Here is a 12,603-nt window from a genome sequence, read left to right on the forward strand (position 1 = left end):
CTTAGCCAGCTCCGCCTCCAGCTGGGCGAACTGCTTCTCGCTCAGCCTCGGCAGCGACGCTGGTCCCTGCGACCGCAGAGCCCGCGGACCGCCCTCGTCCCACGTCCGCCGCCACCGCTGCACCGATCGGACGCTGACTCGCAGGTCGTTGGCGATCACCGAGCTCGACTCGCCCCGGGCGAACCTCTCAGCCGCCTTCAGCCGTAACTCCTCGCGGAACTGCTGCCGTTCGACGGTCAGCCCGCCCCCTTGTGGATACCGCATGCCCCGGTGATACCGCAGCAGACGACCAGCCGTCAGCCCCTACGACACCACGAGTTCAACCTCAGTAGTCCTGTATTCCGAGCCTGCGGACCCTGACCCCTTCCGCGATTACTACGTGACCAACCACCTTCCGCTGGTCGGGAATTGGCCCGGCCCGCTTGTGTGGCGCTACAGCTTCGACGTGGCGGCGACCGAGGGAGCAGCTCCGTATTTCGCGGTCTTCGAAGCCGACTTCGCTGACGCCGCCGCCATGGACGCGGCGCTGACGTCGCCGCACGGCGAACGGCTGTCCGCCGATGTCGCCGACTACGCCACCGGCGGTGTGGCCGTCATCACCTATCCGGTGCAGGACGGCACCGGCTGAGCGAGTCGGTACGCTCCGGTACGCGTTCGGTCGGCCGTTTGAGGCCGGCGTTTGAGGAGGCCCCTCCGGCAGGACTTTCGACCTTCCTGCCGCCTGCGTACGGGAGTTGCTTGCCGGCGGACAAGGGCGAAGTTGGATGAATCAGCGGCGCCAGGGCTGAAGGACGTGCGATGTGGGCAGAGCGCATGCGTAGGACGCCGCATGCCGTTTCCCGTATCGAAGGTGCTGCTTGTGAAGTTCAGCTATGCCATGCTCCCCGACTACCCCGTTGCCGAGTCCTTGGAGTCCATTCGATTAGCCGATGACCTGGGCTTTCACGCCTGTTACGCGGCCGACGAGACCTGGCACAAGGATCTGTGGCTGCTGTTCGCGGCGGCGGCCGGCCGTACCGAGCGGATTCGGCTCGGGCCGAGTGTGTCGCCGGTGACGTTGCGGGAGCCGACGCTGATCGCGCAGGCACTCGCCACCCTCGACGAGCTCACCGGCGGTCGGGCCGAAGGCGTGCTGTCCAGCGGCAACTTCGGGCTGCTCGCGCAGTACCGGATCGACTGGGCGCGTACGAAACCGCTGTCGCGCGTGAAGGAAGCGCTGCAGGTGATGCGTACGTTCCTGGACGAGGGCGCCATCACGCACGAGGGCGAGTTCTTCTCGTACGACGGGCTCTTCACCTTCGCGCGGCCCGTGCAGGAGCGGATGCCGTTGAAGCTCGGCGCGATGCGCGGGCCCAAGTCCTTCGAGGCAGCAGGGGAGTTGTCGGACGGCTGCCACCACGCGCTGAGCTACACCCGCGAGGCGTACGAGTACGCGGTGCGGCACATCCGTGCCGGGGCCGAGCGTGCCGGCAAGGACTGGCGCTCGCTCGACATCGGGGCCTGGGTGGTCTTCGCGACCGGGCCCGACTCGGCGGTCGCCAAGGAGGCGGCGCGCAGCATGGTCGGCATCTACGCCTCCTCCATGCCCGAGGAGCAGCTGCTCCGCAACGGGGTCGACCCGGCCGAACTGAAGCCGGTCATCGAGGCGATCGCCGCCGGAGACCTGGCCCGCGGCATCGAGCTGACCTCGCCGCAGGTCGCCGAGCGGCTCTCCATCGCGGGTACGCCCGAGGAGTGCCTGGACAAGATCCAGCGGGACATCGCGCCCACCGGCGTCAACCACATGATCTGCGCCATCACCGACCGCACCATGGTCAAGGCCTTCACCGGCCGCGACCTCACCGATGCGGCCGACGTGAACACCCAACTGCGGCTGATCAGCGAGCGGATCATGCCGGCTTTCGCCTGACCCGGTACGTGAACGGACCCGCGGGGTGCGGTCCTCGTACCCGATGAGGGCAACGCCGGCAGCGCGGCGGTGGGGTCGAGCTCGGCACGGATCCCGCCGAGGCGTGCTCGGGCGTGACGGGTCGAGCAGCGCACAAGCGGCGGCGCTCACCCCCGAGCTGGGGGTGAGCGCCGCCGCATGGGATGCCGTCAGCCGGCGTCCTCCGGAGCGATCGGCATGTGGCCGTCCTGCGGAGCGATCCCCGCGTGGTTCTCCGGCGGAGTGATCGACGCATGCTCGTCCTGCGGGGTGATCGTCGCATGCTCGTCCTGCGGCTCGACCCCCATGTGATCATCCTGCGGAGCGATCGACACGTGTTCGTCCTGCGGCGTGATCGACGCGTGTTCGTCCATGGTGAACCCCGTTCCGGTGTCGTCCTTGCCGGTCAGCTACGCAGATCACTGTGCACTCTCGTACTAAACGGCCACTAAACGGCCCTTCAGGTCGGCCGCGGAACCGTTGTCGAGGAGGTGGCTGCACCACACGCAGGCCGATCCGCACATCTGCTCTTTGCTGAGCCCCTTGGCACTGGGAAGGGCGGCCACCTTGCTCGCGCTTCACCGCCGGCGTAGTCCGCGGGGGTGGGGGTGTGTCCGGTGCGGCGCAGTTCGAGGAAGCGGAGCACGGAGTGGTCGAGGTAGAGGGGCAGGTCGTGGGAGCGGGCGGTGATGGTGGCGGCGCCCACCCCGCATACCGCACCACCCGCCCGCAGCTCGGGGCCGATGAGGGGCTGTTCGTCTCTGACGAGGCGGCGGGCGAGGTAGTCGTCGCGGTCCGGAGCTTGAGTCGATTCATGATGGCGGTCGTGAGCGGGGGGAGGCAGGGGCCGTGCACACGGACGGTCCACGTTCCGGCGTCGTTCATGTTCAGGACATTCCGGCCATCCAGGGTAATGAATGAGAGATTCCGCTTAGCCCCGGAGGACCCCCGTGGCCAGGACCGGACCTGGATCCGCCATCAACCGCCGTCACTTCCTGCTTACTTCCGGCGCCGCCGTTGCGGGAACGGGGGCGGCGTGGGCGCTGGTCCCCCGGCAGCGCCAGCACACCACTCCCCCGCCTGCCCCGGCCCCCGAGCCCGTGCGCCGCAGGCGGCCCGCGCCGTACGGAGCGACCACGCTCGACACCACGGCGCGCCACGAAGGCTCCGGGACCGGCGGCACCGGCGGTTACCGACGGCTGGGCCCCGGCCCCGGCTGGCCGCTGGTCGTACGGGAGGAGCTGACCGCGCCGCGGGCCGGGCGGCAGGACCGGCGTACCGCCCTGGCGTGCTTCGTCCAGCTCACCGACCTGCACCTGACCGACGTACAGAGCCCGCTGCGTACGGAGTTCATGCGCGCGCAGGGGCCGGGCTCGTGGCGGGCCCAGGAGGCACTGACGGCGGCGGGCGCGGTCGCGATGGTGGACCAGATCAACGCGCTCGGCGGCGGCCCGCACACCGGCCGGCCGCCCGCGTTCGTGATGAGCACGGGCGACAACGTCGACAACAACTCGTCCATCGAGCTGGAGTGGTTCCTGACGGCCCTGAGCGGCGGCCGGATCACGCCCAACACCGGTGACCCGACGACGTACGAGGGCGTGCAGAACTCCGGCCTCCCGCTGTTCTGGCACCCGGAGGAGGCCGGGCTGCGCGACGCCGACAAGCGGCGCGGCCTGCCCGCGCTGCCGGGCTTCCTCGACGCCGCGATCCGCCCCGTCACCAGCCCCGGACTGCGCATCCCGTGGTATTCGACGGTCGGCAACCACGACGACCTTCCGGGCGGCTGCCTCGCCCCGGCGGACCCGCTGCTGAGCGCGTACGTCACCGGCTCCCGGAAGCTGCTGACGATCCCGGAGGCCGACGTGGCGGCGTACGCGCGGGCGGTCCGGACGGGCGACGACCCCGCGAGCGAGATCCTGAAGGACATCCTGCCCCGGTACGCCTCGAAGGCGCGCACGGTGACGCCCGACGAGGGCCGCCGGATGTTCACCCCACACGAGTACCTGGCCGCTCACCTGGACCCGAAGTACACCGGGCCGGGTCCGGTCGGCCACGGCTACACCGAGGACAGCCTCGACGGCGACCGGATGTACTACGCGTTCGAGGTGGCCGAGAACGTCATCGGCATCAGCCTCGACACCACCTACCGCAGCGGTCACTACGAGGGCTCGCTCGGAACGGACCAACTCCGCTGGCTGGAGCGCACTCTGGCCGCCCACAGCTCCCGCTCCTACGACGCGGACGGCAGGCTCGTACGCAACGCGGCGGCCGACGACGCGCACGTCCTGATCTTCAGCCACCACAACAGCCCGGCGATGAAGCGCCGCCCGGACGCCTTCCGCCGGGAGGAGCCGCGCCATGACGGAGCGGAGCTCATCGCCCTCCTGAGCCGCTTCCCCAACGTCCTGGCGTGGATCAACGGCCACAGCCACGTCAACCGCATCACCCCGCACGCCCACCCGACCACCCCGCACCGCTCCTTCTGGGAGATCAACACCGCATCGCACGTGGACTATCCGCACCACGCGCGCGTGATCGAGCTGGTCGACAACGGCGACGGAACACTGTCCCTCCTGACCACTCTCATCGAATCCGCTGCCCCGCACCGTACGGACTTCGACGACCTGTCGGCGGTGGGCCTCGCGTCTCTGTACCGCGAGTTGTCCTACAACGCCCCGGGCGTGGCGGACGCCCTGACCTCCGGGGTCCACGAGGGCTGGGCGGGCGCGCCACGCGACCGCAACACGGAGCTGCTGGTCACAGCAGCTGGTCGATCGTGATCGGCGAGGAGCGGATGCGACGGCCCGTCGCGTGCTGGACGGCGTTGGCGATGGCTGCAGCCATGCCGACCAGGCCGATCTCACCGAGCGGAGGCAGGGGAGTCCGGGCGCAGGTCCAGCTGCCGGGTGGAACGCGACAGCGGCGACGTGGTGGGGGCTGGGTTGTGGGGCGACGGCCGTGGCGATGTCGGGCCAGCGGTCCAGGATGCTGCCGCCGGCGGTCGGGAGCTCCCAGGCTCGGTCGGCCATCAGCCCGTCGAGTACGGAGGCAACACCCCGGAGGGCTCCCACCCCTCCCGCTTCACCGTGGTCGGGCGGCGCCGCCGAGGGCTTGGGCCTGGCCGTCGTCCACGAGCGGGAGTCGACGCCCGCTGAACGCGATGCCCTGGAGCAGCTGCTTCTCGCCCGGGGCGCTGAGATCGCCGCCTGCTACGACGAGCAGCGGCCCACCCCGTAACCGGCCCGTCGACCCCCTCCTACCGCCGCCCAGGTCAGCACCGAGGCGGCCGACACCGGACACCTGCGGGCCGGGGCGCAGATCATGATGGAGGAGATCAGCCTCCACCTCACCTGTCCGGGGTCGCGGTGCTGCTGCGCCAACTCGCCGACGCCGCCGAGACACCCGCGACCGCCGTCGAACTCTCCGACCTGATCGGAGAACTCCGGTTCCTGGAGGGCAAGGTCGCCGACCACGCCCGCACCTTCGACCGCCTGGGCCTTCGTTCACGCCGGATGGCGGGCGCAGCCAAGCGAGAGTGACATTCAGGGGGCTGTGGGACACAAGCTCCCACAGCTCATCCGACACCAGCCGCTCAACAATCCCCACGACCTGTCGCGCCTACGACTTGCTGGAGCAGGTGGTTTCGGTCCAGGTCGCCTGGAGGTCACGGCAGACAACGGTGAGGGTGCCGTCCCAACAGGCGATCTCGTGGCTGCAGCCGTCCCTGTGCGGAAGGATCTCGTCGAGAATCACAGCCCCAAGGTCCGTCCCTCGGTCCTCGTCAACGGGATCGATGCGGAAGCCGGACACTCCCACGTAGCAGATCAGCAGGTCTTGGTCGTGCTTCCAGCAGTTGTGCTGGAACTCGACTTCCATCTCCTCACCACCGGCATCCCGGACGGCCCGGAGCGTCAGGTCCTTCACGCATCGCCCGCTGCGGAAGTCGTAGTGGTCCGGGGACGTGGCGAAAGCCCAGGCGCCCGGCGGCAGGTCATCAAAGATCGAGGGGAGGTGGCTCAGGTAGCGAGCCGGGTCCAAGACCCCTGACAGGTCGCCGACCCGCGCATCGAGATTGACGTACTCCATCGGCCTTCGCCCCCGCTCATGACTTCCCACGGCCGACGAATCGTCGCACGGACTCGCCCATGAGATGACGTCCAACTAGCGGCAATCACAAGGGAGTTCCGGCGTGGCAGGTGCGTAGATCGTGAAGGTTCACGGCCCCCCTGTCTCCGTGGGCTGCCACGAAGCCGGGGTCTTTATGGTGTCAGGCATGACCGAGCCGATACAGCCGCCGCACGACAGCGCACCCGGGCGACAGCTTCAGGAGCGGACCGACGGGATCCCCGGGATGCTCGAGCACGCGCAGGACATCATGGAGACCTGGGATGTCCCGGTCGATTTCTCCCCCGCATCGCTTCTGGTCCTGGAGGCGCTGCTGCTGGACCTGTATTCAGCCGGCCCCGCGCTCAACCTGGACGACGCCACGCTCCGAGCTGCTGCGGCCTACCTCGGGGAAAGCCTCGCCCACGTCACGGGTTGGGAGTGGGCGTGGAGCACGAGCCCCGCAGGATCCGGGCAGCCGGTCGTCCACCCCGACGCGGACCTGGACCCCATCGCGCCGTACGCACTGATGACCCGCGCACTCACCGCCCGCACCGGCACCGCGTTCGCAGTCGAGGCCAGGCGGCTGCGGAACGCCATGGCCGCGGCAGGCCGACCGGTGGCCGGCCCGGAGCCGGACCCGCAACTGGAGGAGTGGCTGGCCGAGCGCGAGGCGGATTTCCCGGCGTGGGCCGAGGAGGCGGGCGGCGCCGCGGACCGCTGGGACTTCGGCGTCGCGTCCCTGGACGACCTCGCCGCCGTACTGCGGTCCCGGTACGGGTCCAACGACGCACTGACCGAGGCCAGTGAAGCGGGCACCTTCGTCGACGGCGCGATCTGGTACGCGGGCGAGGTGGCCCGCCACACGAAGGGCGCCGTATGGCACGCACCCCCCTCCTGGGACTACGAACCCGACGACGACGAGGCGGACGCGTACGACAAGGACGAAGACCTCTGGTATGACTCACCGTTCGTCAAGCACCCCGACCGCTATATGCCGGTCACCGACATACCGATGGCCTGCTTCCACCTGGTGGTCTCCCGCGCCGACAAGAATCTCCGGACCTGGCTGAACGTCTTCGAGTGACCGTCTTGCGCTGCGGCTCTGCCGGTCCCGCCTGCCGGCGTACACCCCGTCGCAGCACCGTGCCGTCCGTCCCCCCACAGGCCGCCTCCCCCGGGTGCCATGAGCCGCGCGTACGCAGCGTCCGGCGCGTGGTCGAGGGCGGCGGCCGCGCCGAGGCCGAGACACTGCGAGCCGAGCTCGGCAAGCTCGACAACCCCGCCGACTCCCCGTACGCCGCGTGGTCCCGCGCGGCGTACGGGTGGGGTGGTCGCCGGACGGCACCGAGCAGCCCGTCTGAGCGTTCTACGACGGGCCCGAAACCGCCAGTTGGCGCGAGGTCGGGGCGTACCTGATGAGCGAGGAGAAAGCGATACGTCCCCACCCTGAAGGTGGTCGTGTGCAGGTCGGGGAGCCGGGGCTGCCCGACCGCTCCGCCACTCGCCTCGAGGAGTCGTCGCCCTCAGTGGACCGTTGCGCCCAGGTAGTCGAGGGCTGCACGGGCGAATCCCGGTGCGGTACGCGGGCATTGCCAGCGGGCGAGGATCTCCGGCCCGGAGAGATTCGCGGGCTCGGCCTCCTCGTCCTCAAGTGCGTCCAGGTAGTACGTGGAGAGCAGGTCCTCGGGGAGCAGGCCGTCGAGGACCTCCTCCACGGGGGAGCTCAGCAGCAGGTCCTCGGGAAGGTACTTGAGCACCTCGTCCACCTCGACGTCGTACGGATGCCAGGCGTGCTCGCACGACTGGCCTTCGTCACGGCTCGCGGCCCGGCGCAGTACGGCGACGGCCTCGTCCTCGACTCCCGGGCCGGGGTTGCCGAATGCCACGTAGGGGGCGACATGCAGCAGGCCCAAGGTCCAGAACAGCACGAGATCGCTCTGCGGCCCCGATCCTGACACCGCGCCCGCTGCTGATGCCGTTTCGTCCAGCCGGCGGGCGCAGTCCCGTGCCGTCTCGTCCTGGTCCCCGGCGGGGTAGCCCTGTCGGAGCGATTCCCAACCACCGAGCATTTCCTCCCAGTTGTCGGGCACAGGTATGACCGTCGACATGTATTCGTGTTTCCCTCCGCGAGGTCCCGGCTCCTCGGGCATTGGATCACACCGACGGGCGCCGTCACCCAAGGACGGCCACCACACCCGTGGCTGCGTCACTTGCCGTGGATGTCATGTCGACGCGAGTTTGGGAGTCACTTGCCGCTCGTCTGCATGATCAATGTCAATGAGAATTGATGTCACTCGGCCTTCGGAGCGATCGGGAACAGAGGCCATCGGCAGGAGTGATCACGGGGCTAGATCGGTCTCCTTGTTCGGGCATCTTCCACGGCCTGGGGCCGAGAGTCCCCTCGACGTGCCGCGCGTTGGCAGATGAGCCAGTAGATGAGCGCCGCGGGTGGCGCGACGCACAGCAGGACGATCAGCAGGCGGGAGTCGATCACATGAGTGTGTGACGGAGGCTGTTGCGATTCGCTCGGCAGGTCCCTCAAGAGGGCATCGAGTTGCCCTCGGGTGCGCGCTTCGTAGGCCGCGACCACGCGTTCTTCGAGTTCGGGAAGGGTCAGCCGACCAACTGCGTAGTGGTGTTGCAGTTGCGCTTCGACCTGGTCGCGGTCGGTGTCCGAGGCGCGTAACGCGGGGCTGGTGGTGTGCTCCTCGCTCTCATGCATGGTGGCCTCTCAGTCGGGGGTAGCGGCGTTCGGGGATGGGCGGTCTTGCAGGTCGACGACCGCGACAACCACACGCGTCCACACCCCTGGGGCATCGCAGTCTCCGAACCGGGCGGCAAGTTGTTCGATGTGACCGCGCAGCTCGGCGAGGGCCTCGTCGGTGAGTCGCAGCGCACCACGGTGCACGTCGATCTCCCGGCGGCCTCCGGCCTGCTTGGACTGGTAGGCAGCGTTGATGTCGGCCCAGGTGGCGTCCAGCATCGAGCCGAGGAACTCAGCCATCTCTTCCGGGTTCGCAGCATCGCTGGGTGGTTCTGTGACCGCGGGGGTGTAGACGCGCTCGACCTTGCCGCGGGCCAGCGGCCGGTATTCAGCGATCTCGATCAGCCCGGCCCGTTCCAGTTGATTGAGGTGGTAGTAGAGCCGGTCAGCTGGAAGGTCAACGAGGGCGGCGAGTTCGCGTGCGGACTGTGGCGTCTCCCACAGCGCCTCCAGGAGCCTGATGCGCAGGGGATCGGCAAGCGCCTTGTGCACACCGTGCCACCGCCGGATCGATGCACCGGAGCCTTGTGCGCTCACGAATCGCCTCCTTCAGTGCACCAGACTTCACTGATTGGAAAGTACTACAACCAGTGGGTTTGCGCGGCCAGTTGGAGTTGTTGATAGTGAGCCAGGGCAGGGATTTCCCTCCCGAACGGGCCGGTGCAATGCTTAGGCGACCGCGTCATCCAGCCGAGGCTTGCAGGGCTTGTGCCTTGGTGTGTGCGAGCCGGTAGGACTCGGTGCCGGTCTGGATGATCGCGCCGTTGAAGGTGAGGCGGTCGACGATGGCCGCGCAGAGACGGGGGTCGGTGAAGGTCTTCGTCCAGCCGCTGAAGGACTCGTTGGAGGCGATGGCGACGCTGTTCTTTTCCTCGCGTTCGGTCAGCACCTGGAACAGCAGCTCAGCGCCCCGCCGGTCGAGTTCCATGTAGCCCAGTTCGTCGATCTATGCGGACATCCGCATAGATCGACCTATGTCGAGCCCGCGACTATGCCGAGTTTGGGCTCGACGAGGCTCTCTTTCGCGTGAACGTCGGGGGGTTGGTCTCTGCATAGTCCCGCTGCCGGGCACGACCTTGATCGTGAGGGCAGGGGGCCCTCGGGGAGGGGGCGGCGGTGGCGAGTCCGCGCAGGAAGGCCGGTGCTCTTGCATCGCAGGTCGAGGGCTATCGGTCCTGGCTGGCGGAGCATGGCTATACGAAGCCAACGGTACGGAACATGCTCAAGGATCTGGGGCACGTCGGAATGTGGCTGTCCCAGCGGGGGCTTCAGGCCGTTGACCTCAACGAAGAGCGTGTACGGCAGTGCTTGTCCGACCAGCGGCAGGCCGGCCGTCGCCGAGTGCCGGGTCCGCGCGGCATGAGGCCGCTGCTAACGTACCTGCGCGAGGTCGCGGTCGTCCCGCCAGTACAGGCGGAGCCGTCCCCGCTGGACGGCGTGTTGGAGCAGTACCGAGCCTGGATGGCAGTCGAGCGCGGCCTGGCTGCGGCCACCATGGTGCGGTACGCGAGAACCGCCCGCCGCTTCCTGGCCGAGCAGGCGATGGTCGGCGGAGTTTTCGCACCGGGCGGCCTGACCGGAACGGACCTGAACGCCTTCCTGCTGCGGGAGTGCGGTCGCGTCTCGGCCGGTTCGGCGAAGGGGCGGGTGGCCGAACTCCGGTCGCTGATGCGGTTTCTCCACCTGCGCGGTCACACACCGATGAGGCTCGGCACGGCCGTGCCCCCGGTCGGCGGCTGGCGCCTGGCGGCCATCCCACCGACGATGGCCCCGAGTGACATCCAGCGGCTGCTGGACCACTGCCCGCGCGAGGACGCCGTCGGCATCCGCGACTACGCGATCCTGATGCTCCTGGCCCGCCTGGGGCTGCGCTCGATCGAGGTGGCCCGGCTTCAACTGGATGATATCGACTGGCGGTTGGGCGAGATCGCGATCCGCGGTAAAGGGCGCCGCGAGGACCGCCTCCCGCTGCCGAGCGACGTCGGCCAGGCCCTCGTCGCCTACCTCCACGAGTCCCGGCCCCGATCGAGTACCCGCCGGATCTTCGTCACCTGCAGGGCTCCCCGCGGACCGATCCGGGCGGACCTGGTGGGCGATGTGGTGGAACGGGCCTGCCTGCGAGCTGGGTTGCCCACGGTGGGCCCGCACCGGCTGCGGCACGCTCTGGCCGGGGAGATGCTGCGGCAAGGCTCCGGACTGACGGCGATCAGCCAAGTGCTCCGCCACCAGGACCTGGCCACCACCGCGCTCTACGCCAAGGTCGACTTCATCGCGCTGCGCGCGGTCGCACAGCCCTGGCCCGAGACGGGGGCAGCATGAGCGAGCTCGGCCAGGCACTACAGGACTACCTACGGCTTCGCCGGTCCCTCGGCCACAAGATGGCCGAGGCTGGCTGGCTGCTGCCGGACTTCATCGACTTCCTGGACGAGCGCGGGCAGACCAGGGTGACGGTTGCTGCCGCGCTGGCCTGGGTGAAGGAGCGTGAGGGCGAGACGGTGACAACGGTGAGCCCGCGGAGGATCACCGCGGTCCGCGGCTTCGCCCGCTATCTCAGCGGCATCGACCCGGCCACCGAGGTCCCGCCACTGGGCCTGGTGCCGCACCGGCAACGCTGGCGGCAGCCGTTCCTCTACTCCAACACCGACGTCACCGCCCTCATGACCGCCACCGAGATGCTCGGCCCGCCGCTGCGGGCAGCGACCTACCGCACGCTCGTCGGGCTGCTGGCCGCCTCCGGACTGCGCGTCGGCGAAGCGATCAACCTTGACCACGACGACATCGACTGGACAGAAGGCGTGCTCCGGATCCGCGAGACCAAGTTCGGCAAGTCCCGCCTGGTTCCTTTGCAGTCCAGCACCGTGAACGCGCTGCGGGAGTACGACACTTCACGCACCCAAGCGGTCCCGCGTCCCAAAGACCCGGCATTCTTCATCTCCCGCACCGCCCGGCGTCTGATCTACGCCGTCGTCGCCCCGACATTCCGGCAGTTGGTGACCACCGCACGTGTCGGCACCCGCGCACCGCACCCACCACGGCTGCATGACCTCAGGCACTCCTTCGCCATCCGCACCCTTCTGACCTGGTATCGCGCCGGTGTCGATGTCCAGGCGAAGATCCCGTCGCTGTCCACCTACCTGGGACACCGCGAACCGGCCTCCACCTACTGGTATCTCTCCGCAGCCCCGGAACTGCTCGGCCTGGCGGCGGCCCGCCGCGAAGGCGTCGGGAAGGCGGCCCGGTCATGACGCTGATCGCGCCGACCCTGCAGGCGTTCTTCACCGACCGGCTCGCCCGCGAGCGCCAGGTCAGTCCGCGCACCATCGCCGCCTACCGCGACGCGCTCCGTCTCCTGCTCTGCTTCGTCCAGCAACGCACGGGAACCAGACCGGAGAAACTGGACTGGAACGACCTGAACGCGGAAGTGATCTCCGCGTTCCTCAACCACCTGGAAGACGAGCGCGGCAACAGTGCCCGGACCCGCAACGTCCGGCTGACCGCGATCCGCTCCCTGTTCTCCTACGCGGCCCTCCAGCACCCCGAACACATCCTGCTCATCCGCACGTCCTGCGGCACAGTTGCGCGATGTCCTTGCTGCAGGCCGGAGTTGATACCACGGTCATCGCACTCTGGCTCGGCCACGCCGGCGTCCGGTCCACCGACGCCTACGTCCACGCGGACATGACCATCAAGGAGAAGGCCCTCGCCCGCACCACACCGGCGGGTGTCCGGCCGGGCCGCTACCAGCCCACCGACAAGGTCCTCGCGTTCCTCGAGCGTCTGTGATGCAGCCGCGACTATGCGGAGC

At 69.0% G+C, this 12,603-nt stretch carries 16 protein-coding genes and 1 pseudogene; 9 read left to right on the top strand and 8 right to left on the bottom strand.

Annotated elements, in window-relative coordinates; all coding sequences use genetic code 11:
* A partial coding sequence (locus QIS96_RS04875; RefSeq protein ID WP_282541118.1) for a helix-turn-helix domain-containing protein occupies nucleotides 1-264 on the bottom strand: 264 nt, incomplete at its 3' end.
* A gap of 70 nt (nucleotides 265-334) precedes the next feature.
* Here QIS96_RS04875 and QIS96_RS04880 point away from each other — a divergent pair.
* Together QIS96_RS04880 and QIS96_RS04885 are read left to right on the top strand one after the other, a co-directional pair.
* Complete coding sequence (locus QIS96_RS04880) at nucleotides 335-628, top strand: EthD family reductase (protein WP_282541356.1); 294 nt, start codon at nucleotides 335-337, stop codon at nucleotides 626-628.
* 231 nt (nucleotides 629-859) lie between these two features.
* On the top strand, nucleotides 860-1,909 hold the full coding sequence (locus QIS96_RS04885; RefSeq protein ID WP_282541357.1) for an LLM class flavin-dependent oxidoreductase: 1,050 nt from the start codon (nucleotides 860-862) through the stop codon (nucleotides 1,907-1,909).
* Between the two features lie 188 nt (nucleotides 1,910-2,097).
* Here the strand turns inward: QIS96_RS04885 and QIS96_RS04890 are convergent, their stop codons facing one another.
* Nucleotides 2,098-2,301, bottom strand: coding sequence for a hypothetical protein (locus QIS96_RS04890; protein WP_282541119.1), 204 nt, complete (start codon nucleotides 2,299-2,301; stop codon nucleotides 2,098-2,100).
* Between the two features lie 576 nt (nucleotides 2,302-2,877).
* On the opposite strand from QIS96_RS04890, the gene QIS96_RS04900 reads away from it, so the two are divergent.
* Entirely contained in the window at nucleotides 2,878-4,707 is a 1,830-nt protein-coding gene (locus tag QIS96_RS04900) for a TIGR03767 family metallophosphoesterase (RefSeq protein ID WP_282541120.1), read from the top strand.
* 301 nt (nucleotides 4,708-5,008) lie between these two features.
* Here the strand turns inward: QIS96_RS04900 and QIS96_RS04910 are convergent, their stop codons facing one another.
* The gene (locus tag QIS96_RS04910) at nucleotides 5,009-5,272 is read right to left on the bottom strand and encodes a hypothetical protein (protein WP_282541121.1); all 264 of its coding nucleotides are present in this window, start codon (nucleotides 5,270-5,272) and stop codon (nucleotides 5,009-5,011) included.
* A gap of 20 nt (nucleotides 5,273-5,292) precedes the next feature.
* On the opposite strand from QIS96_RS04910, the gene QIS96_RS04915 reads away from it, so the two are divergent.
* Nucleotides 5,293-5,466 (top strand): hypothetical protein, encoded by a 174-nt coding sequence (locus tag QIS96_RS04915; RefSeq protein WP_282541122.1) that lies wholly within the window; start codon nucleotides 5,293-5,295, stop codon nucleotides 5,464-5,466.
* Between the two features lie 79 nt (nucleotides 5,467-5,545).
* On the opposite strand, the gene QIS96_RS04920 is transcribed toward QIS96_RS04915, so the two are convergent.
* Nucleotides 5,546-6,013 carry a hypothetical protein gene (locus QIS96_RS04920; RefSeq protein WP_282541123.1) on the bottom strand — a complete coding sequence of 156 codons (468 nt, stop codon included), beginning with the start codon at nucleotides 6,011-6,013 and terminating at the stop codon, nucleotides 5,546-5,548.
* 187 nt (nucleotides 6,014-6,200) lie between these two features.
* On the opposite strand from QIS96_RS04920, the gene QIS96_RS04925 reads away from it, so the two are divergent.
* Nucleotides 6,201-7,118, top strand: coding sequence for a hypothetical protein (locus QIS96_RS04925; RefSeq protein WP_282541124.1), 918 nt, complete (start codon nucleotides 6,201-6,203; stop codon nucleotides 7,116-7,118).
* Between the two features lie 439 nt (nucleotides 7,119-7,557).
* On the opposite strand, the gene QIS96_RS04930 is transcribed toward QIS96_RS04925, so the two are convergent.
* The 4 genes and pseudogenes from QIS96_RS04930 to QIS96_RS04945 form a co-directional block, all read right to left on the bottom strand.
* Complete coding sequence (locus QIS96_RS04930; RefSeq protein WP_282541125.1) at nucleotides 7,558-8,142, bottom strand: hypothetical protein; 585 nt, start codon at nucleotides 8,140-8,142, stop codon at nucleotides 7,558-7,560.
* Between the two features lie 239 nt (nucleotides 8,143-8,381).
* Entirely contained in the window at nucleotides 8,382-8,756 is a 375-nt protein-coding gene (locus QIS96_RS04935; protein WP_282541126.1) for a DUF1707 SHOCT-like domain-containing protein, read from the bottom strand.
* 9 nt (nucleotides 8,757-8,765) lie between these two features.
* Nucleotides 8,766-9,335, bottom strand: a complete 570-nt coding sequence (locus tag QIS96_RS04940) for a winged helix-turn-helix domain-containing protein (protein ID WP_282541127.1) — start codon at nucleotides 9,333-9,335, stop codon at nucleotides 8,766-8,768.
* A gap of 145 nt (nucleotides 9,336-9,480) precedes the next feature.
* A pseudogene (locus tag QIS96_RS04945) lies at nucleotides 9,481-9,744 on the bottom strand (ATP-binding protein); the annotation flags it as partial.
* A gap of 413 nt (nucleotides 9,745-10,157) precedes the next feature.
* Between QIS96_RS04945 and QIS96_RS04950 the strand changes: the two are divergent.
* Genes QIS96_RS04950 through QIS96_RS37655 form a run of 4 tightly spaced genes read left to right on the top strand, consistent with a single transcriptional unit; the run spans nucleotide 10,158 to nucleotide 12,581 of the window.
* Entirely contained in the window at nucleotides 10,158-11,117 is a 960-nt protein-coding gene (locus QIS96_RS04950; RefSeq protein WP_282541128.1) for a site-specific integrase, read from the top strand.
* Nucleotides 11,114-12,043, top strand: coding sequence for a tyrosine-type recombinase/integrase (locus QIS96_RS04955; protein WP_282541129.1), 930 nt, complete (start codon nucleotides 11,114-11,116; stop codon nucleotides 12,041-12,043). The genes QIS96_RS04950 and QIS96_RS04955 overlap by 4 nt, the downstream gene beginning before the upstream one ends.
* Entirely contained in the window at nucleotides 12,040-12,480 is a 441-nt protein-coding gene (locus QIS96_RS37965; RefSeq protein ID WP_282541130.1) for a site-specific integrase, read from the top strand. The genes QIS96_RS04955 and QIS96_RS37965 overlap by 4 nt, the downstream gene beginning before the upstream one ends.
* Nucleotides 12,387-12,581: a hypothetical protein gene (locus tag QIS96_RS37655; protein WP_456316811.1), complete on the top strand. Its 195-nt coding sequence runs from the start codon at nucleotides 12,387-12,389 to the stop codon at nucleotides 12,579-12,581. Before QIS96_RS37965 ends, QIS96_RS37655 begins: the two co-directional genes overlap by 94 nt.
* Nucleotides 12,582-12,603 lie beyond the last annotated feature (22 nt).

It is taken from the genome of Streptomyces cavernicola (genome assembly GCF_029968035.1).
In the GTDB taxonomy this organism is placed as follows: Bacteria; Actinomycetota; Actinomycetes; order Streptomycetales; family Streptomycetaceae; genus Streptomyces; species Streptomyces cavernicola.